The following is a 26,135-nucleotide window of genomic DNA, read 5'->3' as shown; positions in this document are numbered from 1 at the left end:
GCTACCTCACTCTGTATCCTATTCCTCTAATGTTTTCAATAATGGATTTTGATCGATTATAATCGATTTTTTTACGAACTAATTTTACTAACGCATCAAGGTTGTTGTTAGTCATTTCATGATCAAATCCCCATACTTGTGTATAAATTTGTTCTCTAGTAAGAACGATGCCTTTGTTGATAAAAAGGTACTCTAACAATAAGAATTCGTTTTTAGTTAATAGTATTTCTTGATTATCTTTATAAAGTGTCCTGGAATCCAAATATAACTTTAAATCATCAATTTGAATAATTTGATGAATGGATTTATTTTTTCTTCTTAAAATGGCACGTATTCTCGCTAAGAGTTCTTCCATTTTAAATGGTTTAACAACATAATCATCAGCACCTGCATCTAATCCAAGGATGATGTCATTGCTATCATCCTTTGCTGTTAGTATTAAAATGCCACCTTCATAACCATTTCTTCTAGCTTCTTTGCACACATCAATACCGCTTAATTCTGGCATCATCCAATCTAGAATGACGAGGTCGTAAGTTTGAAACAGTATGTATTCTAATGCATGCTGACCATTATCTACAGCATCGACCTGATGAAATTCTTTTTGAATGATGTGAACAATGTTTTTCCTTAACCGATTATCATCTTCTGCTATCAGTATTTTCAACGAAGCTCCCCTACCTTTTTTATACTCAGTATAACTAATTTATAACAACATTATGAAATCCACCTGAATTTTTTATGCAACCAACCTTCTACTTATTCTAAGTCAAAAAAGAAATTTTAGTTAAATATCGTAATTTTTTCTAGTGCCGTTTTTCAGATTTTTTTCATATTGTTTGCTTAGACTAATGTTGAAACTCAATATGGAAGGAGATCTCCTATGCGATATTTAAAAATTTTTGGGATAGTATTGGTAGTTATATTTTTTATGTATGATGTAAATCCCATTTATGCAGATGATATTTTTGATGGAAAAGATGAATATGATTATGAGGATAACGGTAGACAACAACACGAGGAAGGACGTTATGAGGATATTGGTGAATTAATTGGTTGGTGTACATTCATAGGAATTGGTGCAGCTGGTATGATTTTTCCTATTCGAACCTTCATGAAGTCTGTAATTCGTACATTCCCACAAGCTAAAGGGCTATATTTATCTGCAGCAAAGTTAATAGGTAGATATCATATTCTTTTTGGCATAATGGCATTGTTATTAGGTATAGGTCATGGGTTAATCATGTACTTTAATGAGGGTGAATTGGAGAATGAAGGAATTATTGGCTTGATTGCAATTATTCTTTTGTCTATTACTGCTATCGTAGGAATGAATTTTTTCAACTATAGAAAAAATCGAAGCTTACGAACAATCCATATTTCCATAGCCGCATTAAGTGTTATTGCAGGAGGGATTCATATTTTTATCTCTTAGTCATGTAAACATGACTCGGCTCATAATTACTCAGCTTAACATTTTTGTTGCCTATTGTATTCATTTCTATATATTTGTTTTATAAACAATGTTTTAGACAAAGAATTTCTAGTATTTGAGCTTAATGCAAAATGATCGCATTAGGGAAGTGTAATGTGTAATTATATTTAAGTTTATAGTTCTTGTATTGGGTATGGTATATTTCCGTATAAGAATTCTACACCTCAGAATTCATACTAGCTGTAATGGAAGTGGACAAAACTTAGCCACCGACACGACCCCAAAATAACGAAAAAACTAGGTACGCCAAAGAGGGGTACCTAGTTCTATTAGGCAAAGGGACACTTGGGATGGAGTGACCCTAGTAACAATTTCGGAGGTGTAAGGCTAGTTTAGCTTTACACTACTATATATATGTTGTGATTGCTATAGTTGAATAGTTAATTGCCTGAGAAATAATAAATGAAATGCTAAATAGTTTGGGTATTTCATTGATTGTGTAGGATAGAAATGGTAAAATGAACATAACTTTAGGGACAAGGAGGAGAATTCACATGAAAAAAAGGGCTATTCGTTTTTTAAGCATGGGTATAGGGTTCTCCACAGCTGTTTTTTTCTAAAATCAACGAACGAGGGATAAGTCTGCCCTTTTTTAGAAAAATACGATCCTAAAGGAGAAGAGAATATGAAAACAAACATTATACGTAAAACTCCAATGCAGGTACCTAGCCCTGTGGGGGAATATAGCCACATGACAATCATTCCGAAAGATGCAACATTGTTTGCATTTTCTGGACAAATTGGGGTTGATCAAGATGATCAACTGCCTACAGATCTAATTGAACAAACCACCAATACATTTAGAAATATTGAAGCGCTTTTAGCAACTGAGGGATTGGATGCATCTCATGTGGTAAAGGTGAATATATGGGCGACAGAGGAGATTGATTGGCATCATTTCGATCAGCAATGGGAAGTAATGTTTGGTCATTCCTATCCCTCTATGACTATTGCTTATGTATCAGCATTAGGGCTACCAGATATAAAAATAGAGATTGAACTTTGGGCTGCTAAATAGCCTGAAAAACGACAATATCCATGTGGTATTGTCGTTTTTGTGTAACATGGTATTAACGTAACATCCTTTTTAATTGTTTCATTTCATCATTTAATTCGTCAATTTGCTTTTGTAGTTTGTCAATATCATTGCTATTACTTTCATTTTCCTTCAACTCATTTTCTAACGCAAGACCAGCCGCAATGGTCGCTAGAGCGTCTCCACGTGTTGTGATCGCGACAGCCAGCTTAGCTGCTGGACTCATGGATTCCAATCCCTCACTATTCCGATTACCTTTATTTTGCTTCATATAATCCGCCCTACAAAAAAGGGTATTAGTTGCATTGTATGCTAAGGATAAGTAACAGGTGAAGAATTTATGGGCATCAAAGTATGTAACAAGGGACAGTTGGTTTTATAAGGCGTTTTTCAGAAGTTTATGGTCTTTTCAAAGATGATTCAAATGACATTCAGAGGATAAATGAATATTTTAACTCATGTAAAAATGAGTTGTCAATAATAAATTTGTAATTTTATTAAAAAATGTTATAATAGTATTACGATAATTTTTTATAAACGTATTTCGAATTCCGATGTCCTATTTTGCAGAAAGAATTTGGATACGTTTTTTTATTTTTAAACGGAAGAAAAATTCGAAATTGTTTAAAGAAGTTATTTGGAGAAAATTTACTATCTAATAGTAACTTAATTTTTATTCCATAAGGAGGACTAGATGAATGAATCTAATTAATAAGAAAGTTACACACAAGCGTTTTGGCATAGGTAGTATAGTTAATCAAAATGATTCAAGTATTGAAATACATTTTGCATCAGAAAATAAAAGGTTTGTTTTTCCAGATGTATTTGGAAAGCACCTAACAATACATGATAAAAGTGATGCTAAGTTACTTGAGGAAATCATACAAAAAAAGGAAATTGAACGAAAAGAAGAAGAATCGCGGATGGAAGAGGTAAAAGAACTTCAACGGAAAGAACTCTTGCTTCGCTTGGAACACGAAAAACTTATGAGTAATCATAAACTGCATCCCTCATCACAGATGGTTTTTTGGTGTGATTCAGAGGAACAGAATAGTTCTGTTTCAGAGTGGAATGTTTTTTCAGGTATATTAAAGAGTGGTAGTAACAAAGGAAAGCCAAACAAGCCGAGCCGCTTGCACCAAAATAGCGCTGTCCTTTTAACAGTAAGAGATTCCAGTCAGCCTGAAAGTGATAGACGCATCTTAGGTGTCTATATGGTGAATGAAAAATTCGTTGGCAAGCTGTGTGAAGATGGACATATTCCTGCCCATTCAAAATACAGAATTCAACTGACAGAACAGGAATCGGATCAGTTACTTTTCTGGCAATATTATATGAATGAAAAATTCCCCGAAAAAATGACATGGAAGACGGGGAAATATCGTTATTTCGAAAATTTATGGATGGCTCAAATTTTACTTGATATCATATCGTTGAAAAGTGACCCACAAGAACGGGAGTTGGCACAACAATTCTTTAAACATTTTTGTAAAATGAATCAGATAGCAGTTCAAGAAATTCCCAAACCTGATGGCGCATTAACCCGTATTTAGTACAGTGAACCAATTATCAAGATGAAGAGCTATACTTGCTTGCAAGAGAAAAATAATGGCAATGAATACAAGTCACGGGATTTTATAATCCCGTGACTTGTATGTTTATGTCCCAGTAACTTTATTAGCTTATAATACCTATTCCCCACAAAGTACCCCCCAATGATTCACTTTTTAGGTTTAATAAAAGTAAAAGAAACAGCGTTAACAATGGATTAACGCTGTTTTTAAATTAGTCACTTCGGTGACCACATAAAATGGGGATGTGTTTCTTGCTGAAGATATGAGCAAAGATGGAAAGCGAGTAGGGTACATTACCAATATATGATGTTTACCACCAAGTTGATAGGTATTTATCCTTTACGATAAATAATCTTCCTTACTTTGTCGTAGGGGAGGAATTGTCCAATATGTCCCGATTCGCCATAGCCATTCCATAGGGCCAAAGCGGAAAAAGTATAGCCATAGCTTACTAAAGAGCAATTGGCAAACATAAATGCCTAAACAAATCCACAAAGATTCAAGATAGCGAAGTTGTCCGATTAAACCGAAAGCATGACCAATTAAGAGAATGAGCACTGTTTGCCCCAAGTAATTAGTCAAGGCCATGCGCCCATATGCTTTTAACGGTGCCAATAGTCGCTGGAACAAAGTATTTTGTAATAATAGGATGATTGTTCCCATGTAAAAGGCAGAAGCAAATGGGCTAAACTGTAGTCCAATTAATGAAAATTGCTCGATATTTGTAATATGAGGCTCTAGCTGATCTTTGGGCAAATGTTGGATATTAACAAGAGGCTCAGGGACATACTGCCATTGATAAAACCAGCTAGCCATGCTTATAAAGCCCATTACAATCGTCACTAACCTGATTTTATTTCGATGTAACGAGATATTTTCAAATAAATGATATTGACCAGCAGCTAGACCAAGCAAAATCAGTGGAAATGGCATTAAAATTTTTAGACCAAAATAGGCGGTGATGGCTAGTAGGATGAACCCAAGGATGAGATTGATGTCTTTGCGCATTTTATAAAAAGGTAAGGCTACAAAGCCAAAAATAGCATAGACAGTTAAGGCTTCACCGGGTTGGAAATAAAAATGCACAAGCCCCATACACAGTAAAATCAAAAGTCTACGACTAAATAAGGCATAGGCTTTTTCGCCCCTTGCCTGTGCGCGTGAAATAAAGAGATAGAATCCTATTCCAAATAAAAATGAAAAAATGATAAAAAATTTGCCCTCTACAAAAAGTGTTAGAAAGTGGCTATAGGCAATATCATTAGCCAATTCAGGTGGTTCAATCCACATTAATGAGGGGATATTGACTAAAATAATGCCCAGTAAGGCGAACCCCCTTAAATAATCTAATGTATCAATTCGTTTATTACTGTTGGTCGGTTGCAACGTATATCTCCTCCTTCAAAACTCATTATAAGGAAGATCTTTTAAAAGTAGTAACGATGAATGTTACGTGAATCTGACAAAATTGTCATCTTATAGAGGCTCTAATGGCTCAGGGTAAATCGCTAATAGCTCATGTGCATGCTGACGTATAAGCTGAATTAGTGCTTGCGGTTCTTTGACAATCGCATGTTGTCCAAGACGAAAGAATAGGGAGCTATTAAAGTGGAGTTCATGTTGATCGATGATCGTATCGATATAACCTGTTCCATCACTATGTCGAACAACCGCTTTTTCAAGATGGGGCTCACTTAAACATTGACGAACGCCCTCGCTTGTTAATTCTACATATAAGCGAATAGGCTGCTGAGGCTCATAGTCAGTTTCAAGCCATTGCTGCAAATTCATCGTCGTTTTACGGTTTGTTTCACTAACTTTTATGCCTTTAATTCGATCTACACGGAAGAGTAACATTCTTTCATTTGATAGCAGTAGCGCAGGCATATACCATAAGCCATCATGAGCGTACACCCCAATAGGCTGGATATGCTTAGAGGTGATGCCAGACTTCGATTCATACTGGATATGCAGTTGTGATTGGTTGATGATAGCCTCTAAAACGTCCGTTAGGAGTGGTGTTGTAATGGCTCTTTTAGGGTTCCAAAAGGCAATATAGGATTGCAGCGTATCCACCTTTTTCTTGGCTTCCTTCTGTAAGGATTCATACAGCTTTTGAGAGACAGACTTCATTTCAGTATTAAAGGGTAAATCACGATAATAGTGCAAAGACTGAAATGCAAAGAAAATGGCGACCGCCTCTTCTTCAGTAAATAATATCGGGGGGAGAATGGCATTTGATAGCACCGTATAGCCCCCATGTCTTCCTTGTTCTGCGTAAATGGGTAGCCCCATATCACTTAAATCCAAAAGATAACGATGCACCGTTCGCACGGAAATATGGAAGGTGTCGGCAATTTCCTGCGCTGTAAATTTCTTTTTCACACTGACGAATAGCAAAATATCAATTAATCGTTTAGCTTTGGTCATATTTTTTCACCTTTTTATTTAATCATGCCAATAGTTGTCATGTTTTATATTTAGTATAGAGATTGTACAAGAGATTTTCAAAAGAAGAGGAGCTGAGGTAATGTCAAGGGAAACACTGGTATTTATTGCAGGGAGTTTAGATGGATTTATTGCCAAGGAAAATGATGATCTACAGTGGCTAGAGGAAACAGAGGGAGAGGGTGATAATGGCTACGCTGATATGTATCAAACTATTGATACCGTCATTATGGGAAAACGAACATATGATTATATCCTAGAACATATTAAACCGTTCCCTTATCCTGATAAAAAATGCTATGTGTTCTCAACAACTCAAACTGGGGAAAATGAGCATGTGACGTTTATCCAAGAGGATGTCATCACATTTACTCAACGTTTAAAAGAGCAAGAAGGCACAAAGATTTGGATGGTAGGGGGAGGGGAGCTTCTAGATGCTTTTTTACAGGAGCGGCTAATTGACGAATGGATTATTACGATTACACCGCATTTACTGGGCTCAGGAATACCCTTGTTTAAATCTCCACGTCCATTCGAAAACTTAAGGCTATTGGAAACAAAACGATATGGTCAAATGGTACAACTGCATTATGAGGTAAAGAAAGAGGCTTAAATCACGCCTCTTTTTTATTTGATAAAGGAACGATAGATTTCTCCTAAGAGACCTTGCATTTGATGGATGCCTGTATCGGTGTTAATCATGGCCACAAAGCCTTTGTCTAGGTGGGGGTAGGCCACTAGCATACATTGATAGCCAACACCCCAGCCAAGCGAGGATATTTCAAGCTGCTCACCAGCACCATCAAGAAATACACCAAGGCCCATCCATTCTTTACAGCCCTGAGGACGAATTAGCTCATGAATTGAAGCTAAACCAAGTGTACCCTTTCCCTTGATAGCCTGCATTACCTCTTGTAATAATTTTGCTAGATCTGACGGTGTTGTCCATAATCCACAAGCTGCATCATACGGGTAAATAGGGTATCTTTGTGCTGTTAGGGTGCCATCTTTCTGATGACCACTTGCTGTATTGGCAGTTGGGACTGCGGAAGAAAAAAAGCTATTTGTCATGGCTAGTGGTTGAAAAATCAGGTCTGTCATGAGTGTTGAAAAACTTGAGCCTGTTGTATCCTCAATTAGCAATTGAACAATGCAAAAGCCAGCATCGGAATAGTGAAATTCTTGCTCAGCCTCAAAAGTACTATCGATTGGTATGGAACAATAAGGAGTTGTACCTTTTAATAAGTCGACCATCGAAGGCCTCTGCCATAGTGAATGTAAGGGAGAGAAGCTGCCTTTAGGGTCAATAATCCCGGCCTGATGACTTAACAAATGTCGTAATGTTACTTTTTTTCCCTGAGTGTAGCTATGCTCTGGCATCTTCCAAGATGTGAGCTTTTGATTAATATCCTCATCTAAATCTACGATACCTTGCTCGACCAGCTTCATCACTAAAATGCTTGTAACTAGTTTACTAATTGAACAGGCATTGAAGATGGTTTCGGTATTGATTCTGTTAGTTTTCCCGACCTCTGATAGACCAAAGCACTCTGCTTTCTGAAGCTCACCATCCTTTATATAGACAATGCTGAGGCCAGCTATTTGTTGTTGCGACATTTGCTCATGTATTGTCATGAATAAAGATCTCCTAGTTTTCCTTCATCATACCATAATTGGGAATGAATGTTCTTGGAAAACTATCGTTATGTAAGCTGAAATCTATTGTATAATAAAGGAATTATTTCTACAAAGGTACATATAATGGAGGGGTTCTGTGACAAAAGCGTTTCCACAAAAAATACATAGCATTGGGTCCGTTGGCAGTGGGAAAACAACATTGGCGAGGAAGTTATCTAAAACCTTGCAGATTCCTTATTATGAGCTTGATAATGTGGCATGGATGCGAAAGGAATCAGGGGATATTTTAAGAACAGATGAAGAAAAAAAGGAGCACTTACAAACCATTCTCCAAACAAACAGTTGGATTATAGAGGGGATCCATCAGGAGAAGTGGGTTGTTGATAGCTTCCAGCAAGCTGATTGCATTATCTTTCTCGATACGCCTTATAAAATTCGAGTCTTTCGTATAATAAAAAGATTTATAAAACAAAAAATGGGCTTCGAAAAAGCTCACTATCAACCTACTTTTTCGATCTTTTTTAAAATGTTTCGTTGGAATAAACGCTTTGAAAGGGTAGGAAAGCCTAAATTCTTTAAACAGCAACATGCTGTATTGGCTAAACTTTTAATGATTCAGCGCAAAAAGGATCTAGATTCCTATTTTCGACAATTCTAAAGCGTATCCCGATGACAGGATACGCTTGTTCTTAAGCATTTTTCTTTGTACGTGTAGTCCGTTTTCTTGTAGCGGGCTTTTTTGTTTTTTCTAAAGAGGCCTGTAGAGCTGTCATTAAATCCGTGACATTTTCAGGAATTGGACGTTGTTTATCGCTTGTAGATATCGTATTTGTAGCTTTCTTTTCTTCAATTAGTTCTAATAAAGCATTGCGGTAATCATCTGTATATTTTTCAGGGTTGAATGTAGTTGTTAGTTGTTCCACTAACATGAGGGCTGTATCGAGCTCCTTTTGTACTACATCCTGTTCGCTTGGAATATTAGGGACATCGCCAATGCTCCTTACCTCATCTGGATAGTGAATTGTTTCCATCACAAGGGCATTTTGATAAACACGCACAATGGCAAGTTGCTCTTTAGAGCGGATAACGATTTTGGCAATGCCAATTTTCCCTGATTGTTCTAATGTTTTTCGTAACAATGAATAGGCTTTGGCTCCCGTCGAATCGGGTGATAAAAAATAGGTGCGTTCAAAATAGATTGGATCGATTTCAGTTAATTGCACAAAATCAATAATTTCCACAGCCTTATCTTCATTTTCCTTACGCAAGTTTTCTAAATCCTCTTGATCCAACACAACAAATTTATTTTTGGCATATTCATAAGCCTTCACGATATCCTCATCTGTTACCTCTTGGTTACAGCCCTCACAAACCTTTTTATAGCTAATCGGCGTATGGCAGTCTTTGTGAAGCTGACGTAATTTGACATCTTTATTTTCAGTAGCAGCATGTAGTTTCACAGGAATATTAACAAGTCCAAAGGAAATACTGCCTTTCCACACTGTATGCATTGTTGTCACCTCGTTTTTCTTACTATGATGTATTTTGAGGTTTTTTATGTATCTTAAAATGAAATCTTCAAACACTGAATATAAAAAGCAAAGTAGGTATAGCGGAATGAAACCAATGCTTTTATCGGAAACAAACGATGTTCCTAGTGGAGATGAATGGCTATTTGAAACAAAATATGATGGTTTTCGCTGCTTATTAGTTTGGGATGAGGAGCCGAAGCTCATTAGTAGAAATGGACGACTTTTAAATCACTTGTTTCCCGAAATTTTAGCTTTTTGTCAGCAAATCTATACATCCATCCAAACCTTTTTACCCCTAACCTTGGATGGGGAGTTAGTTTATTTACGCAATCATTATAAAAGTGATTTTGCCGTTGTTCAGAAGAGGGGAAGAATGCAAAATCAAGACGTGATTCAGGAACATGCTCATTCATGTCCTTTTCACTATCTAGCATTTGATGTTTTAACCCTTAAAGGAGAATCTCTCCAAAACCACTATTTAAAAACGCGTAAGGAGCAATTGGGCAAGCTTGCGACGAAGTTCAAATGGCCAAGCGTAAACTATGAGAATCCAACGCCTATCCAAGTCATACATGGTAGTGAGGAGCATGAGAGCTTATGGCAGTCCATCAAGCTTTACAATGGGGAAGGCATTGTCGCTAAGAAGAAAACAAGTAAATGGCTTGAAAATATACGATCAAATCACTGGTTAAAGATAAAAAATTGGCGTTATGTCACAGTCATTGTCACACAATATGACCATAGCAATAGTTATTTTCATGGTGCAGTTTTTGACGACAATGAATTACGAGAAGTCGTTACGTTTAAGCATGGAATGACAGAGGAAGAGCATCGAATACTTGTCAAATTCTTTCAGACTAATGGACTGCGTAAAAAGGAGCTATGGGAACTTGAGCCTTCGATTTGTGTTGATATTGCCTGTATTGATTTTGATGGTAGTAAGCTTCGGGAACCTAGATTTCATGCCTTTCGATTAGAGATATCACCTGAGGACTGTCGTTGGTTGCACATGCAACGTCAACTGTATCCTATCCCTGATTCAGTTGCTATCACACATCCAGACAAGCCTGTATGGCCGAATACGGGTATTACAAAGGATCAATACTTGTTCTATTTGCAAAATATTTCGCCCTATTTAATGCCTTTTCTAAAGGATCGCCCTCTAACGCTAATACGCTATCCACATGGTGTTCCAGGTGAAGGTTTTTATCAAAAAAGTAGACCAGAAAAAATGCCTAATTTTGTGGCAACAGCTTTGATGGATGATATTGATTATATCGTGTGTAATAACTTGGAAACGTTATTGTGGCTTGGAAATCAGCTGGCATTAGAGTTCCACATTCCATTTCAAACACATCATTCTCCATACCCGACAGAAATCGTTTTCGACTTAGATCCTCCTTCAGTACAAGAATTTTCATTAGCCGTTTCAGGAGCACTTGATTTAAAGAACATTATTGATTATTTTCAGCTACAATCCTTTGTCAAAACATCAGGTGGAAAAGGTTTACAGCTATATATTCCTTTACCCGCCAATACATTTACTTATGAAGAAATACGTATATTTACAGAATTTGTTTGTCGCTTTTTATGTGAGCAAAAGCCAAATTTATATACAATTGAGCGTTTAAAGAAGAATCGTCATGAAAAATTATATTTAGATTATGTGCAGCATGCAGAGGGCAAGACCATCATTGCCCCGTATTCCACTCGTGGCAATGAAATGGGTTTAGTAGCCACACCGCTTCTATGGGAGGAGGTCAATGAAAACCTAACACCAACACTTTTTACGATTCCCTTTGTCATGGAGCGCATGAAAAAAATGAGCAATCCCTTTCAATTATTTCGTGAAGTAGGGGAGCAACAAAATTTTCAAGCAGTTCTAGATCAATTAAAGGAATGAGGACAAGGATAAGCCTCTATATGTGGAACAGGGCATGGTCACTACTGATGAGGTTTGGAGCGCTTTGATCAGAAAAGTAAGTGGGTTCACCTGAAAAAAGAGCGCCCTCCGATACAAAAGGAAAAGTTTTACGAAAAGCTTGCATTGACCAGTACTATAAGCGCTTCTAAAAAAGAGGTGTCCCCAATGTCATGGGGAACACCTCTTATTGCCGTTAAAGTGGAACCTGTGCATTTGCTTTTTCGAGGTAATCCAGTATGCCCATTGCGGACACAATGGTATCGAATGGAATGGTTTGATAGACAGGATGATCGGACGGAATGCTGTTTTCCTGTAGATAGTTGAATAAAAGTTCCTTTAAGCGAGCATCTAAGTAGTGAACTTGTTCTTGGAACTGGCTGGATGCTGCTTGCGCTTTTCTACCTTCTTCTAAAAAGAGCGGTGTCCAATAGCGCACCTGACGATAGGCTTCTGCTGGATTTTTATAAGCCCCATAGTGACCGAAGTATAATTCACTTGCTTGTAGCTTTTCGTACAATTTTAAGGATTGTTCCATTGTTTCAGGGTTGTATTGATTTGGAGAGGTGGACGGAATGATTAAATCGATTGCTTCCTTATCCATTTCGGGATAGCGAACGCCTGTTGTATCTCCTACAAACAAGCCATTTGTTGCGGAATAAAGCATTGAAACATGATGCTTAGCATGTCCCTCAGTATGATAAAACGTTAAATGATGTTGACCTAATTGCAAACGCTGTTCATGAAGAACTTCAATAATTCTTGCAGCGTCAATGGGCACAATTGGATCAAAAAGGCGGTCAAATTCAGCGCCATAAACCCCTTTAGCACTGAGAATAAGACGACTTGGATCAATCATATGGGCTGCGCCCCGTGGATGAACCACTAATTTAGCATTGGGACAGCTTTGCAAAAATAACCCTGCTCCGCCTGCATGGTCTAAATGAATATGTGTCACGATGACATAGTCTATATCCTCTACGGCAATATTTAATTTCTGTAACCCTTCCATAATATAAGGTACAGATGGGCTGGCTGAAGTTTCGATGAGAGCTATCTTTTCATCCATTAATAGATAGGAGCTTGTTCGCTGCTCTCGACCTAAATCATATGTATCGATACAGTAGAAATTTGGTGCGATTTGTTGGACGCTAGTCAATTTAATTTCCCCCTTTTATTTCAAAAAAAGCTAATTATTCTTATCAATGCAATATTTAGCTACAAAAAGTAGTTGTTATACTATATAATAATAGAAAATTAAACTGAATGTCTATTCATTTTTTTAGGGGGATAGTAATGGAGCATAAAATTCGTTATGATACACGAAAAGTTCATCGTGTAAATTTGGCTATTATCTCAATTTTGGCCATTCTAATATGTGGACCTATGATTCTATCAAAGGGCATCCATTTTTTATTTATTGGGTTAGCTGTTATTGCCTTGGCGGTATGTAATTATTTTTTACCTATAAAAACGTATGTCAAAGGCTTTATTTTTGGCCTCATTCCATCAAGTGTTGTGTTTACCTTATTTTTGCTTGATAGCTTTTCATTAAATAAACATTATATTTTACTGTGCACAGTGGCTATTATTGCCCTGTATTTTAAAAAAGAATTGATTGTTTTCTTTGGGATTTTAACTAATCTTAGTTTTTTCATTTTATATATGGTCAACTCGTCATCATTGTTAGGACCATTTGATGACACCATTGTCTTTGTGACACTTCTGGCAATCATGAATGGGGTCATTATAGCTTTTTATTTGCTGGCAAAATGGGGGAATGAATTGATTCAACATGCAGAAATCCAGCAAAATGAAGTGCAAGCATCCTTCAATCAACTACAAAATACATTTCAGGAAATCGAAAAGAGCAGTCAGGCATTGGACAAGCATGTCACGCAGTTCCAACAAACAATGCAAAGGATCTCTGGCTCTAGTAAGCAAATTTTAGTAGCAACAGAGGATATCTCTGCAAGTATTCAGCAGGAGGCATCCAGTTTACAAATGATTCACGGCACAATGGGTGACTCGGTTCATTTTGTCAATAAAACATTGACAATTTCGAAGGATACGGTCGTTAAATCTACTGAGCTACAACAAGAAGTATTAGCAGGATGGGATAAAATGCAGGATGCAATGACTCAAATGAACGTCATGAGTCATGCGATGGGCTCAACTGCGGAAACTGTTAACGAGCTACAACACAGCCTACAAACGGTGGATAGTTTATTAAAGGGGATTACCCATATTGCAGAGCAGACTAATCTATTGGCCTTAAATGCGGCAATAGAAGCGGCTAGAGCGGGAGAACACGGAAAAGGATTTGCGATTGTAGCAGATGAAGTGCGTAAGCTAGCAGAAGAAAGCGCTGCTATTACCGTCAGCATTACCAATGTAACAAAAACCTTGTTTGAAAAATCAACAGAGGCCCATAAACGTTCTGATGACGGTGAAAAGGCACTCCAGCATGGAGAACAGCTTTTACAGGATGTCAGTCATTTCTTTAATAGTTTAAAGGATTCTTTTACGGAAACGAATACAGATTTAACAAGAGGGATGCATGAATTAAGCAGTGCCATCTCACAATTCGAAGTAATCCAAAAGCAAATTGAAAAACTGAATCACATGACGGAGCAAAATGCAACTTCTACTGGAGCTATTTTACATTCAGTGGAGGACGAAAATCAGCTTCTAGTAAGCATGACGGATACGACAAATCATATTCAGGCTTTAAGTAACACGTTAAAGTCATTAGTCATGGCAAAGGTATAATAGAACCATTGATATTGAAATAAATGGTAGGGTAAAATAAGAGTAGGATTAACCATCCTAGATGGAGGGTATATAGATAGTATTCATCTACATTGTTTTATCCATATCTGGTTATGGTGATTGTTTTGAGTTTGTATGAGCCGCAGCACAATAACTTAAATATGCATTTGTAGTGTGTTTGCTGTGGTGATTGTCACCATTTATATAATAGCTGTAGATATATTCAGACTATAAATCTGTTGTATGACTTGAAAAGGAGGAGGGATTCCATGAACATTCGTAGTGTACAGAGTTCAGATTACTATACTTTATCTCCATTGATTAATGAGTGGTGGGGCGGTAGGAATATGTCAGATAAGCTTCCTAAATTATTTTTTGATCACTTTACAAATACGAGCCTGATTATGGAGAAGGATGGCGAAATTATCGGCTTCCTCATTGGCTTTTTATCGCAGTCCAAAACAAATGAAGCGTTTATCCATTTTGTTGGGGTCCATCCTGATTACAGAAAACAGAATATTGCAAAAAGATTATATGATGTATTCTTTCATGTGGTGAAGCAATACCATCGAAATATTGTGAAATGTGTTACGTCGCCTATTAACGAAGTGTCCATCGCCTTCCACAAGAATCTCGGTTTTAGAATGGAAAAGGGTGACAAGGTGATTGATAATATGTCCATTCATAGTAATTATGGTGGTGAAAATCAAGATCGTGTGTTGTTTTATAAAATTCTACCGTAATTTACTTTAGATAATTGGCATATAGTCCCGAATAAGGGGGCTATACATGTTAATTAAAAGGTTATTTACGTTATGGTTTCTACTTTTAAGCATTGTTTGTGGTGCATTTTTCTTTTTTGCAAATGCACCTATTCAATATGCAGAAAAAACCAATGTTTCTATGTCACAACCTAGTAATGATGAATTATTGCGTTATATTCAGCAATATCAATTTTTAATTAGTGAGATTTCTTATACATTGCGCAAAGAATCCTATAGCTTTCTATTAGATTATGGAATTTTACCTAATGGAAAAATAGAGCTCCTTGTGTCATTACCCGACAAGGTCGATCACAAGACAAAGCAACATATAGAAGAAACAATGCTGGACGTTATCACAGCTAATGAATTAAACCCCATCTCTTTTCAAATAACATTAAAGCAACTCTATGAGCCAGCAGAAGCGATCTCAACTCGGCTAAGTTATAATGATGTCATGGCCAATCTGTTTGAGGCAATGTTTGCACAAAATTTTGGCACTTTCAGCATTGACCATAGTATGACGTCTGAGAAAATTCAAGTAAGAATTAATATAACACAAGAGAAAAATGACAAGGCTAAAAAGAAGGCTCAACAGTTAGCAAAAGATACGATAATGCAGCATCAATTTGATGTAGAAGCCTTTTCTATTGAAGTTCAAAATCAGATTAAAGTTTTAGATTAGAAAATTAACACGAATTTTGTTTGACTAGGTATGGTGGTCATTTCAAAGGATGTTCAGTGTAAGTGCTTTGATTTCTAAAAACGGAGCAGACCATTATGGTGATGCTCTTTTTTTTATTAATAATCTCAATAACCATCAAAAAGCATGGGGGTAAAAAGAAATGAATAAAACAAAACGTAAAATAGCAATCATTACAGGTGCAAGCCACCCTCAAGATATTGGAACAGCTATTTGTAGAAGATTGGCTACGGACGGTGTCAATGTTTTTTTCACACACTGGCATGCTGATCGTAAGTGGATAGGAGAATTCAAGCAGGAAATTTTGAGTAAGGGTGTTTCATGTGAAGAATTGTCGATTGATTTATCAGATTCCCAAGCTCCAAAAACGATACTCCAAACGGTTTTCGAAAAACTAGGTGTACCTTCTATTTTAGTAAATAATGCTGCCCATTCAGCACAAGATGGTTATCTAGTGTTAGATGCTCAAACATTAGACGAACATTACGCGGTGAATATGAGGTCAACCTTACTACTTTGTGTGGAATTTGCACGTCTTTTTGAAAAAGCTAATTTAAATTCAGGGAGAATCATTAATATGACATCTGGTCAAGATTTAGGTCCTATGATGGGAGAGTTAGCCTATGTAGCAACGAAAGGGGCAATTTCCGCCTTTACTAGATCATTAGCACAGGAGCTAGCACCACTGGGCATTACCGTCAATGCTGTCAATCCAGGGCCAACAGATTCTACATGGATGAATGATGAGATTAGGGGTTATCTGTTACCAAAATTTCCAATGGGGCGGATTGGGACACCAGTGGATGTGGCCAAGGTGATTAGCTTTCTTGCTAGCGAGGAGGCTACATGGATAACTGGACAAATAATCCACTCAGAGGGCGGGTTTCTACGAGGATAATTGAGATGAAAAGCCTTGCTACAGTTGTGGCAAGGTTTTTTACGTGCTTATAAGTACGTAAAAAGGGTCACTTCCGAAAATGGAAATGACCAAGGTTTGTTAGGTGTGTTCGTTGGAGGAAAAAATCTTAAAGAACAGATACACTACTATTTTATTCGGTTAGTATAATAATTTCTAGGCTTTGAACCAGTATCTGAGTTTCTTCCTAATGGCTTTATTTTTTCCCCTCATCAACACTTTTATATTCCTCCTACTTATGTATAGTAGTGCAAAAAGGTTGCTGTAGACCCACTCGATGTTGAGTTGTTATGATCATAATGTACGTAAGTGGGAGGTAAGTGAATTGGAAGCAGAAAGATATAATAATCTTAAATTAGGTGAACGTGGTGCCATCATCAGTATTATTTCATATATAATTTTATCCATCATAAAAGTTGGCATTGGTTACTTGAGTGGTTCAGAAGCTTTAAAAGCGGATGGATTGAATAATACGACAGATATTATTGCCTCTATTGCAGTACTTATTGGACTAAAGCTTTCACAAAAACCCGCAGATCATGATCATCGCTATGGTCATTGGAAAAGTGAAACCATTGCATCAATGGTCGCTTCATTTATTATGATGGCCGTTGGTATTCAAGTATTGGTCGGTGGTTTTTCTTCCATTTTTCAGGGTGGAAAAGAGTCGCCGGATATGGTTGCAGCCTATGTAGGGGTAGGATCAGCATTGGTGATGTATTTTGTTTATCGTTACAACAAACAATTGGCTGAAAAAGTCAATAGTAAAGCGGTTATGGCTGCAGCTAAAGATAATTTGTCAGATGCTTGGGTAAGTATTGGAACCGCTGTAGGAATTTTAGGGTCACAACTACATATGCCTTGGTTAGATACAGTAACTGCGATCGTTGTAGGTTTCATCATTTGTAAAACAGCTTGGGAGATTTTTAAGGAAGCTTCTCATGAACTATCGGATGGGTTTGATGAGAAAATTCTTCAAACATACAAAGAGATTATTTTAAAAATAGATGGCGTTAAAGGATTGAAAGAAATCAGAGGAAGAAATTATGGTAATAATGAGGTAATTGATGTCGTTATACTTGTAGATGCAAAGCTAGATATCACGAAAGCACATGATGTTGCTTCGGTTGTTGAAAAAAATATGGTGGAAGAGCAAGGGGTTTATGAAGTGCATGTCCATGTAGAGCCTAAGGAAGCATAGGGCAATTATGTCCTAAAATGTAATAGTCAGCTTCAAAAAATATACGGATTAATAAGGTAAGGAATATTGCTATTGAAATACAAAAACAATTGCCTCTAGCTGCTATAGCTGCGGGTTATCGTCATACAGTTGGGCTAAAGGCTGACGGCACGATGTTAGCTGTGAGCAGGAATAATGAAGGCCAATGTAATGTAGTTTCCAACTCCTCAATAAATAATCTGTAGCTACTTAATGGCGGTGAAATGACTAATTTTACCCCTTTAAATAGGTGGTATATGCAAGTTTTAGCCTTTCATTGATAAAAAATTTCACTTTACACTGGACTAATACGATTTTTTATCATATACTGTATGTAATAGAATCTTTCTTAAAGAAATAATAAATTCACATATTACAAAGAGTAATCGTGTTTTGTTAGTTACTTTTTGTAATATGTGAATTTTTTTCTTTGGAAGTTGTATGATTTTATTTAATAACATTATTGGAGGTCATTTAAATGACACAAGGTACAGTAAAATGGTTTAACGCAGAAAAAGGTTTTGGTTTCATCGAAGTAGAAGGCGGACAAGACGTATTCGCTCACTTCTCAGCTATCCAAGGTGAAGGTTTCAAATCACTTGAAGAAGGTCAAAAAGTTGAATTCACAGTTGAAGAAGGTCAACGTGGACCACAAGCTGCTAACATCGTTAAACTTTAATTTTTAAATGAAGAAAAACATTCTTAAATAGAGTGTTTTCAGTAGACAAAGTCGATTTTTTCGACTTTGTCTTTATTTTTTTTCTCATTACATTTCACATCAAAATAATTTGTTACTTGCCTATCTCGACGAAAGAAGTGAGGATGTGAGGTTTTACCAAGAAAGGTCTACCATCTAATAAAGAATGTAAAAGCAACAGGAGGGAGTTTGTTCAGTATGACCTGTCTACAAATCAAAACTACCTAAAACCATAAAATCTACAATAACGCCACTTACTGGATTTTCTGATCCTAATACACTAATTCCTAATACTGTCACACCACTAATATTTGTAATATTAGCAGAGACATATTTCCCACTAATATTCTTCTCTCTCATTTGAACTCTCGGTCTTAAGTTTATCGTTGAATTTGTCGAGTATACACTTGCCACTGCATAGTCAATAGTAGATAAGAGAGGATTGCCATTAGCTAATGCATTGTCTGTAAAATATAATGTGGCTATTCCATTTGCATCAGAGGTAGCTTGTCCATAAACAATGCGCTTTACTTTTTTTGGATTTGCATCTCCTGCTTTAAACACCTGCATGACTGTTGGGGCAAGTGTAATAAAATCAATGCTCATAGGCATTCTCCTTTGTTATTTTTAGCCCTAATTATGCTTGATATATTCTATGAACTGTTTGTTAGATTAGTACACTGTGTGAGTAACAAACTTGACATATGTAAGCTTCCTACATATATGCTTCTATGCTACAAAGTAAGTAGTAAAAAAGGGTCACCAAGGTGGGAGACGACCCTTTGATCCTAGTATGAATATTTGAGGATATTAGAAGGTAAATATTAATGATATAAGAAAGTAGCGCCAGCAATAATTAAAAGAATAAAGAGGACAACAATTAGAGCGAATGATAAATTATCATGCTTGCCATAGTTTGAACCGTAAACTTCATATCCCATATGAAAGTCCCTCCTTTCGAGAAGCTAGAATATGTAAAGTATAGAAAGCTTCAAGCCAAATAACCGAATTTAAAACGAGATTTAAATAAATGAATAAATATTGAAGGGTCACTCAGCTGAAAGTGACCCTAAGTAACAATTCGGGAGGTACAAGTTAAACTAGATTAGCTTAACACTACTATTAATATGAAAAGTTAACTCATTGTGCATAGTTTATTGCCTTTAAAATAAAAATAAGACTATAAAGGTCAACCAACGTCACAGCCTATGAAGTGTGTTGAAATGTGCGATACAATTATAGTCTATTTATACATTCGAAAAGCTGCAGCGTCTACAAACGCTACAGCTAAAAATATTTTATCTTTCAGGCCAGGACTGTGTTCAATCTACCCCTAAAGTGCCTCGAAATTTCTGATTACGTGTCTATGAGTACAGTACTAAATTATTCAGGATAATTAACATGTAATGGTGGTGGTACAAGCCAGCCTTTATTTTTGTTTAAACGTAAAAGTTTTGCGCCAAGCTGAGCTTTCGCCATATGGAATTGCCCATACATTAATGCGATGTCTTCACGAGTAGAAGTACCCATTGCCTGACTACATGCAACTAATCCAGCTACTAGGTCAGCAGTAAGGGCAGCACTTATTTCTGGATCATTAAACTTAGCACCTGGAGGAATATCTTCAAGTCTTGCTACAGGTCTCTCAGGTGATGCAGGAGGTAGTGCAATCCCGTTTGTTTTTAGAATTTTTTCTAATTGCTTTACTTCTTCCCTGCATGTTTCGATGATATCTTCAATAATTTTTTTAAGATCTTCATCACCAGCATGATTATAAAATGTTTGATAGCCAGAAATCATGCCATAGTCTGCAATTAAACCCGACCACACACTAAATACCTCACCATAATGCAACGGTTCATCTTTTGGATTTCCACCAAGAATACCCATCTGTACACATCCTTTTCTTATTTTTCGCCATTAAAGCCATGTTAGTATGGCTGAAAAAATAAGTAAAATTCACTTTTAATAATAAAATTTTTAAAAAATAAAAGAAGCCACAGAGAAAGAAATCTCTGCAGCTCTTTAAGTAGTGAGACACTACGCACTTATAGAATGGATGTTTTTTGGTTATTTATACGTTTGATAGCTTTGAAAAAGTGAAAAGTATAGATTTTCTTAAGGAAGACCACTTTAAAGCATATTGGAGGTGAGTGTTTTGAAGCAGAGCAACAAGAACTAGCAATGAAATTTAATCCTGAAGAATTAGAAGCAGTAAAAGAGGAACGAGAGCAAAAGAAAGAACATCCTTCAATAAAAAAGAAAAGAAGTAAGAAGATAAGTATGCCACCCTCTACAGTTGTGGCATTTCCATAAATAAAACTTCATTCTTATGCTTAAACCTCCAATGACTTAATGAAAGAAGATGATTTAAAATGGACAAGAATTTGAATTACGGGGAAGATTATAAATTTATCCCAGCAACTTCTGTTGGAAGCGGTGTAGGTATAGACATTTTACCTGATTTATATCAATACACGATTCAAATTGTAAATATTGTACTTTATGGTGAACCCCAGATGAAAGATTTTGTGCTAATAGATGCGGGGATGCCCAAAAGTGCGGATGAGATCATTTCAGTTGTTGAAGAACGTTATGGTTCTAAGTCTCGACCGAAGGCAATCATACTGACTCATGGTCATTTTGATCATGTCGGAGGAATCATAGAATTAATAGAGATGTGGGATGTTCCTGTCTATGCGCATAGATTGGAAATACCCTTTTTATCTGGAACACAAAATTATCCAGAGCCTGATCCAACGGTCAATAACGGCTTGGTTGCTAAAATGTCACCTATTTTTCCAAATGAAGCTATAAATTTAGGTGGTAACCTCAAAGTTTTACCTTCTGATGGTAGTGTTCCATTTATGGCAGGTTTCCAATGGATTCATACGCCAGGCCATTCACCAGGGCATATATCTTTATTCCGTGAAAGGGATAAGGTGCTTATTGCTGGCGATGCATTTGTTACGGTCAAACAAGAATCTCTTTATAAGGTGATTACACAGACAAAAGAAATCAGTGGTCCCCCTCAATATTTTACAACAGATTGGCTGGCTGCTCGAGCATCTATTGAAAAATTAGCCATACTAAAACCTTCCGTTGCCATCACAGGGCACGGATTACCAATGAAGGGCGAAGAACTGACAAGCAATCTAAAAAAACTTGTCGATGATTTTGATCAAATCGCACTACCCAAGCAGGGTAAATATTTAAATTAATTAAGGAATAAACAAAGAAAAAGCCGCAGCGTCGTCACACGCTACAGCCATTGTCTTGCCAATTTAGTCAGATGATTCATTATATCATAAATTATCAGATTGCAACTGCAGAATGAACATATTTGCATGACAAGACACAATCAATGGCCAAGTAGTTAATAGGAGCCTGTTTTGATAATAGCTATCAAAATAGGCTCCTTCTATGTATTTGAATGCCATAGCTCATTTCACGGTAAAATTTCCTTTAAACACAAAAAAGTGGTTGAACAAATTTTTTAATTGTGTATATAATGTTTATATAGTATATATACAATATAATGAATTTGTGGGGGAATTGTTTAAGTGATAGGCACTGAAAATGCGGATGAAAGTAATCGGTTAAAACGATGGATCATCACTATTGGTATATTTTTAATTGTTCAATTGATCTTTATCGCGGTCGATGGCACTGCTCTGGAGCCGAACATGAACGATAGTAATAATTTAGTTGCCAGAATGGGAAGATGGATTTTGGATTCGAGGCTTTTTACCGAATGGATAACGCCTTATTCCTTTCCTTTTTTTAATATGTTCATCACAATCCATGTTATTGCTATACTGATTGCAGCACTAGGGAGTATTTTTTCAACGATATTCTCAAAAAAATAAAGAAGAGGGATTGGCATGCAAATAATTATTTCGAACAGTTCAAAGGAGCCAATTTATGAACAAATTACGAATCAAATTAAATCACTTATTTTAGCAGGTGAACTACAGGAGGGCACAGCCATACCATCCATGCGCAACCTCGCAAAGGATTTACAAATTAGTGTAATAACAACAAAACGGGCTTATGAGGAATTGGAGAAGGCAGGCTTTATCTATTCCATTGTTGGCAAAGGATCGTTTGTAGCGGAGCAAAATTTGGAGGTTATACGGGAAAAGAAGCTGAAGGTTATTGAGGAACAGCTAAGTGCGGTCATTGCGAATAGCAGAGAAATAGGCCTGTCTCTTGATGAACTAAAGGAATTATTGAAGATTTTATACGAGGAGTGAAAGGGATGGAAAATGTAGTCGAGTTAAAGAATGTCACAAAGAGGTTCAAAGGCTTTTCCGTAAATCATATAAATTTACAGGTAAAGCGAGGCTTTGTAACGGGTTTCATTGGAGCGAATGGAGCGGGTAAGTCCACAACGATAAAAACGATGATGAATCTATTAAGGCCAGATGCTGGAGAAGTTAAGCTTTTTGGATTGGACTACAAGACGCATGAGAAGGAGATTAAGCAGCGCATTGGGTTTGTATACGATGGCAATATATTTTTTGAAGGGTTGAACTTAAAAGATATAAAACGTATCGTTGCACCTGCCTACAAGCGCTGGGACGATACATTATTTTATCAATACGTAGAACAATTCGAACTACCGCTTAACAAAGCAATCAAAACATTTTCAAAAGGGATGCAAATGAAGGCTTCATTAGCAATAGCCCTCTCACATCATGCAGAGCTAATTATTATGGATGAGCCAACAGCAGGATTAGATCCCATTTTTAGACGGGAGCTGTTAGATCTATTACAGGAATTAATGGTTGATGGCAATCGCACTATTTTCTTTTCTACGCACATTACAACTGATTTAGATCGTATCGCAGATTACATAGCTTTTATACAGAAAGGGGAATTAGTATTTAATCAATCTATACACGATGTAGCTGAAAACTATGCGCTCGTTAAAGGTGAGTTGAATCTACTTGATAGAGACACTGAAAAAGCATTTGTCCATGTTCATCGTGCATCCACAGGATTTGAAGCATTAACGGATAATATTAAAGCAGCGAAAAATATTTTTGGAGACACAGTTATTATTGAACGTGCCTCTCTGGAAGATATCATGTATTACTTTAAAGGAGGCATCCATCATGCTTAATTTAATTAAACGCGATGTCATACTACAGAAAAGGCAGCTATTGCTTTTTATTCCTTTTATCTTAGTTTTTATTTTGTTGGGGGCACCACCCGTTTTAATTTTTCTGGTCGCCAGTATTTTTATTCCCTTTAACACGTATGCATACGATGAAAAAGTTGAGACGAACATATTATTAAACTCCTTGCCATACACACGTACAGAAATTATCGCATCCCGCTATCTTGGAGCGATTGTCTATATGATTTTATCCATAGGTGTTACAAGTCTAGCGCTTCTAGCTTTCAATAAACATTTTACGATATCTGACATTGCCATTGGTAGTGGCTTATTCTTACTATTTGGTGCGCTTACCTTCCCATTATTTCAGATTTTTAAACAGGGGTATATTACAACGGTTATACTTATTAGCTTTATCCTCTTAACTTGGATTTCACGACCAATTGCATTGTATATGAATGAACACTTAACAACAATTATTGATTTTGTAGATCATACATCCGTTACGGTTTTATATACAGGGGCAACACTTTTTATTATGCTAATCTATATTATTTCTTGGGGAATTACACATATTATTTACCAACGAAAAGCCTTCTGATTGTGTGCTGTGTAGTTGTCTAGGTTTACTTAAGGAAGGTGACCAATTTTAGAATGGTGCCACTTGAACCTATATATAAGGGATGGATGGAGTCGATAACATAATACGTTTGAGGTGTCGAATGGATATAAAATTTGTAAAGTTTGAAGTCTTATTACCAGAAGAATCGATTGAACATAAACTAGGGGTTTTAACAGTTGGTCATTATGACCATGTTGTTTCTTACACTGTTACAAAAGGATATTGGAGGCCATTAAATAAAGCTGTACCATTTAACGGAAAAAGAGGAGAAATTCCATTTGGAACTGAATGTAATATGGAATTTAAATGTCTTTATGCAAAAATTAATGAAGTAAAAAAGGTAATAAGAAAAAGAATGAAAGCCTTCTTAGTCCTACAAATCGACATATTTAGGCGTGTTTACTTAGTATTTCGTTAGTGATTTTATAGTAACATTTGGTATATAGATTGTAGGAGGTTTTATATGCCTGATTTATTACTCATTCTTTTTTTATTTAACTTTTCTTTATTTCTTTTGCACGAAATGGATGCAATAAGACGCTCTGAGTGGCGATTGTTTATAATACTTAAAGATATGGAAGATGCAAAGGCTTATAAAGTATTCACTTTTATTCACCTGTTTCTTTACGTATTCATCCTTTCCTTACTTTTCAGTCACTATCAAACCATCATGTTTTGGGTCCTTGATTTATTCTTTATCATTCATGCCATCCTGCATTTATTTTTTGAAAGGCATCCTCGAAATGAATTTAAAAATAGCTTTTCAAGATCCATTATTTATCCAATGGGGATCCTTTCGGTAATACATTTAGCATTATTAATTAATATTTCGATTTAATTGTATTATAAGCGAAGTTTTCAGCTAGTAATTTGCAGAAAATTATTCCAATTTGTAGGTTTTCTGCTTATTATAAAGATGGAGGTGATTATCAGATGTATAGTAATACGGCAAATATGTTGAAGCAAACGAACAATCTTATCAATGCATTGAAAAAATTGAAACAAAATCTATCTTTTGTGAAATTGTATATTAATAACGATAGAATACTGGCTATCTATTTTTTAAGTAATGCGTATAGTGATTTTAATTTATTTAAAACAATTTATTTATCTGTAACACCTGGTGATCAAACGATTGATAAGTTTTTACAGGAGTATGAAAAATTCTTTATAGAAGTGAATAAATACTTAGAGGTCTTTAATGATGATAGCGTTGTCGAGGATAGACTTCATAAGGAAGTTTTGTTTGCGATTAATGAATTAGAAAGATATTTGTTAAATCTGTTAGATGTGTATAGATAAAAAGTTAGACATTCCTTATTTCTGAGGGGTGTCTTTTATTTTAAAGAAGCTCCAGATAAAGCCTCTCTGGTTATAGGGTTAGCGTTAGAAAATGAGTAAGAAATGGTAAGGGATGGGAGTAAAATATGATTAGAAAAATTGAAATGGGTTTGTTTGTAATTGGAGTAGTTATGGCCTTAATAGGTATGCCTTATTTATTGGGGTATTCAACGAATGCATGTTTAAAATATCCTCTCTATCTAGGGTTAATATTAATGGTTACCACTATCCCTGTAACCATATCCAAAAGTAAGTATAAGTAACAACAATGCCTTGATACTCAAATTAATGTTGAGCCTAGGCATTTATTAGGTGATTTATTTATCTAACGTACG

Annotated in this window: 30 protein-coding genes and 1 pseudogene; 21 read left to right on the top strand and 10 right to left on the bottom strand. The window is 36.2% G+C overall.

Annotated elements, in window-relative coordinates:
• Position 1: 1 nt before the first annotated feature.
• The gene (locus LCP48_RS13200; protein WP_004225159.1) at positions 2-667 is read right to left on the bottom strand and encodes a response regulator transcription factor; all 666 of its coding nucleotides are present in this window, start codon (positions 665-667) and stop codon (positions 2-4) included.
• A 216-nt stretch (positions 668-883) separates the two neighbouring features.
• On the opposite strand from LCP48_RS13200, the gene LCP48_RS13195 reads away from it, so the two are divergent.
• Positions 884-1,435 (top strand): hypothetical protein, encoded by a 552-nt coding sequence (locus LCP48_RS13195; RefSeq protein ID WP_004225161.1) that lies wholly within the window; start codon positions 884-886, stop codon positions 1,433-1,435.
• Between the two features lie 685 nt (positions 1,436-2,120).
• Positions 2,121-2,513 carry a RidA family protein gene (locus LCP48_RS13190; protein ID WP_004225163.1) on the top strand — a complete coding sequence of 131 codons (393 nt, stop codon included), beginning with the start codon at positions 2,121-2,123 and terminating at the stop codon, positions 2,511-2,513.
• Positions 2,514-2,565: 52 nt separating this feature from the next.
• Here the strand turns inward: LCP48_RS13190 and LCP48_RS13185 are convergent, their stop codons facing one another.
• Positions 2,566-2,802 (bottom strand): hypothetical protein, encoded by a 237-nt coding sequence (locus LCP48_RS13185; RefSeq protein ID WP_004225164.1) that lies wholly within the window; start codon positions 2,800-2,802, stop codon positions 2,566-2,568.
• A 427-nt stretch (positions 2,803-3,229) separates the two neighbouring features.
• On the opposite strand from LCP48_RS13185, the gene LCP48_RS13180 reads away from it, so the two are divergent.
• Entirely contained in the window at positions 3,230-4,084 is an 855-nt protein-coding gene (locus tag LCP48_RS13180) for a hypothetical protein (RefSeq protein WP_004225166.1), read from the top strand.
• Between the two features lie 360 nt (positions 4,085-4,444).
• Here the strand turns inward: LCP48_RS13180 and LCP48_RS13175 are convergent, their stop codons facing one another.
• The gene (locus tag LCP48_RS13175; RefSeq protein ID WP_004225170.1) at positions 4,445-5,491 is read right to left on the bottom strand and encodes a DUF418 domain-containing protein; all 1,047 of its coding nucleotides are present in this window, start codon (positions 5,489-5,491) and stop codon (positions 4,445-4,447) included.
• 90 nt (positions 5,492-5,581) lie between these two features.
• Positions 5,582-6,535 carry a helix-turn-helix transcriptional regulator gene (locus tag LCP48_RS13170; RefSeq protein WP_225340265.1) on the bottom strand — a complete coding sequence of 318 codons (954 nt, stop codon included), beginning with the start codon at positions 6,533-6,535 and terminating at the stop codon, positions 5,582-5,584.
• 100 nt (positions 6,536-6,635) lie between these two features.
• On the opposite strand from LCP48_RS13170, the gene LCP48_RS13165 reads away from it, so the two are divergent.
• Positions 6,636-7,166: a dihydrofolate reductase family protein gene (locus LCP48_RS13165; RefSeq protein ID WP_004225176.1), complete on the top strand. Its 531-nt coding sequence runs from the start codon at positions 6,636-6,638 to the stop codon at positions 7,164-7,166.
• 14 nt (positions 7,167-7,180) lie between these two features.
• Here the strand turns inward: LCP48_RS13165 and LCP48_RS13160 are convergent, their stop codons facing one another.
• Entirely contained in the window at positions 7,181-8,188 is a 1,008-nt protein-coding gene (locus tag LCP48_RS13160; protein ID WP_004225178.1) for a serine hydrolase domain-containing protein, read from the bottom strand.
• Between the two features lie 139 nt (positions 8,189-8,327).
• Between LCP48_RS13160 and LCP48_RS13155 the strand changes: the two genes are divergently transcribed.
• Positions 8,328-8,849: an AAA family ATPase gene (locus LCP48_RS13155; protein ID WP_004225179.1), complete on the top strand. Its 522-nt coding sequence runs from the start codon at positions 8,328-8,330 to the stop codon at positions 8,847-8,849.
• Between the two features lie 31 nt (positions 8,850-8,880).
• Here LCP48_RS13155 and ku read toward each other — a convergent pair whose 3' ends face one another.
• Positions 8,881-9,702: a non-homologous end joining protein Ku gene (ku, locus tag LCP48_RS13150; RefSeq protein WP_004225181.1), complete on the bottom strand. Its 822-nt coding sequence runs from the start codon at positions 9,700-9,702 to the stop codon at positions 8,881-8,883.
• Positions 9,703-9,808: 106 nt separating this feature from the next.
• Here ku and LCP48_RS13145 point away from each other — a divergent pair, with 106 nt between their 5' ends.
• Positions 9,809-11,626: a DNA ligase D gene (locus LCP48_RS13145; RefSeq protein WP_004225182.1), complete on the top strand. Its 1,818-nt coding sequence runs from the start codon at positions 9,809-9,811 to the stop codon at positions 11,624-11,626.
• A 214-nt stretch (positions 11,627-11,840) separates the two neighbouring features.
• Here the strand turns inward: LCP48_RS13145 and LCP48_RS13140 are convergent, their stop codons facing one another.
• Positions 11,841-12,803 (bottom strand): MBL fold metallo-hydrolase, encoded by a 963-nt coding sequence (locus LCP48_RS13140; RefSeq protein WP_004225184.1) that lies wholly within the window; start codon positions 12,801-12,803, stop codon positions 11,841-11,843.
• Positions 12,804-12,940: 137 nt separating this feature from the next.
• Between LCP48_RS13140 and LCP48_RS13135 the strand changes: the two genes are divergently transcribed.
• The 7 genes and pseudogenes from LCP48_RS13135 to LCP48_RS13105 all read left to right on the top strand — a co-directional run bounded on the left by LCP48_RS13135 (position 12,941) and on the right by LCP48_RS13105 (position 18,694).
• A complete protein-coding gene (locus LCP48_RS13135; RefSeq protein ID WP_004225187.1) occupies positions 12,941-14,416 on the top strand; it encodes a methyl-accepting chemotaxis protein in 1,476 nt (491 codons plus the stop codon).
• A gap of 269 nt (positions 14,417-14,685) precedes the next feature.
• The gene (locus LCP48_RS13130; RefSeq protein WP_004225188.1) at positions 14,686-15,159 is read left to right on the top strand and encodes a GNAT family N-acetyltransferase; all 474 of its coding nucleotides are present in this window, start codon (positions 14,686-14,688) and stop codon (positions 15,157-15,159) included.
• Positions 15,160-15,205: 46 nt separating this feature from the next.
• Entirely contained in the window at positions 15,206-15,862 is a 657-nt protein-coding gene (locus LCP48_RS13125) for a hypothetical protein (protein WP_004225190.1), read from the top strand.
• 160 nt (positions 15,863-16,022) lie between these two features.
• On the top strand, positions 16,023-16,778 hold the full coding sequence (locus tag LCP48_RS13120; protein WP_004225193.1) for an SDR family oxidoreductase: 756 nt from the start codon (positions 16,023-16,025) through the stop codon (positions 16,776-16,778).
• A gap of 343 nt (positions 16,779-17,121) precedes the next feature.
• Positions 17,122-17,997: a cation diffusion facilitator family transporter gene (locus tag LCP48_RS13115; protein ID WP_318528153.1), complete on the top strand. Its 876-nt coding sequence runs from the start codon at positions 17,122-17,124 to the stop codon at positions 17,995-17,997.
• A gap of 95 nt (positions 17,998-18,092) precedes the next feature.
• A pseudogene (locus tag LCP48_RS13110) lies at positions 18,093-18,221 on the top strand (RCC1-like domain-containing protein); the annotation flags it as partial.
• Between the two features lie 272 nt (positions 18,222-18,493).
• Positions 18,494-18,694 carry a cold-shock protein gene (locus LCP48_RS13105; RefSeq protein WP_004225195.1) on the top strand — a complete coding sequence of 67 codons (201 nt, stop codon included), beginning with the start codon at positions 18,494-18,496 and terminating at the stop codon, positions 18,692-18,694.
• Positions 18,695-18,919: 225 nt separating this feature from the next.
• On the opposite strand, the gene LCP48_RS13100 is transcribed toward LCP48_RS13105, so the two are convergent.
• From LCP48_RS13100 to LCP48_RS13090, 3 genes are all read right to left on the bottom strand, one after another.
• Entirely contained in the window at positions 18,920-19,318 is a 399-nt protein-coding gene (locus LCP48_RS13100) for a hypothetical protein (RefSeq protein ID WP_004225196.1), read from the bottom strand.
• Between the two features lie 218 nt (positions 19,319-19,536).
• On the bottom strand, positions 19,537-19,653 hold the full coding sequence (locus LCP48_RS13095; RefSeq protein WP_004225198.1) for a YjcZ family sporulation protein: 117 nt from the start codon (positions 19,651-19,653) through the stop codon (positions 19,537-19,539).
• A gap of 442 nt (positions 19,654-20,095) precedes the next feature.
• Complete coding sequence (locus LCP48_RS13090) at positions 20,096-20,602, bottom strand: DUF3231 family protein (protein WP_225340263.1); 507 nt, start codon at positions 20,600-20,602, stop codon at positions 20,096-20,098.
• Between the two features lie 485 nt (positions 20,603-21,087).
• Here LCP48_RS13090 and LCP48_RS13085 point away from each other — a divergent pair, with 485 nt between their 5' ends.
• From LCP48_RS13085 to LCP48_RS13050, 8 genes are all read left to right on the top strand, one after another.
• Positions 21,088-21,933: an MBL fold metallo-hydrolase gene (locus tag LCP48_RS13085; protein WP_036218683.1), complete on the top strand. Its 846-nt coding sequence runs from the start codon at positions 21,088-21,090 to the stop codon at positions 21,931-21,933.
• Between the two features lie 342 nt (positions 21,934-22,275).
• Positions 22,276-22,581, top strand: a complete 306-nt coding sequence (locus LCP48_RS13080; protein WP_225340262.1) for a YfzA family protein — start codon at positions 22,276-22,278, stop codon at positions 22,579-22,581.
• Positions 22,582-22,596: 15 nt separating this feature from the next.
• Entirely contained in the window at positions 22,597-22,968 is a 372-nt protein-coding gene (locus tag LCP48_RS13075; protein ID WP_004225203.1) for a GntR family transcriptional regulator, read from the top strand.
• Positions 22,969-22,973: 5 nt separating this feature from the next.
• Positions 22,974-23,840 (top strand): ABC transporter ATP-binding protein, encoded by an 867-nt coding sequence (locus tag LCP48_RS13070; RefSeq protein ID WP_004225204.1) that lies wholly within the window; start codon positions 22,974-22,976, stop codon positions 23,838-23,840.
• Positions 23,833-24,438, top strand: coding sequence for an ABC-2 transporter permease (locus LCP48_RS13065; protein WP_225340261.1), 606 nt, complete (start codon positions 23,833-23,835; stop codon positions 24,436-24,438). The genes LCP48_RS13070 and LCP48_RS13065 overlap by 8 nt, the downstream gene beginning before the upstream one ends.
• Before the next feature lie 121 nt (positions 24,439-24,559).
• Positions 24,560-24,877 (top strand): YqfO family protein, encoded by a 318-nt coding sequence (locus tag LCP48_RS13060; RefSeq protein WP_004225206.1) that lies wholly within the window; start codon positions 24,560-24,562, stop codon positions 24,875-24,877.
• A gap of 45 nt (positions 24,878-24,922) precedes the next feature.
• Positions 24,923-25,297 (top strand): DUF6713 family protein, encoded by a 375-nt coding sequence (locus tag LCP48_RS13055; protein WP_225340260.1) that lies wholly within the window; start codon positions 24,923-24,925, stop codon positions 25,295-25,297.
• Between the two features lie 95 nt (positions 25,298-25,392).
• A complete protein-coding gene (locus LCP48_RS13050) occupies positions 25,393-25,761 on the top strand; it encodes a hypothetical protein (protein WP_004225208.1) in 369 nt (122 codons plus the stop codon).
• Positions 25,762-26,135: the final 374 nt, after the last annotated feature.

Source organism: Lysinibacillus capsici (assembly GCF_020217405.1).
GTDB classification, from domain to species: Bacteria; Bacillota; Bacilli; order Bacillales_A; family Planococcaceae; genus Lysinibacillus; species Lysinibacillus capsici.
Note: the sequence above shows the minus strand (reverse complement) of the source record. Positions and strands in the feature narration are given on the sequence as shown.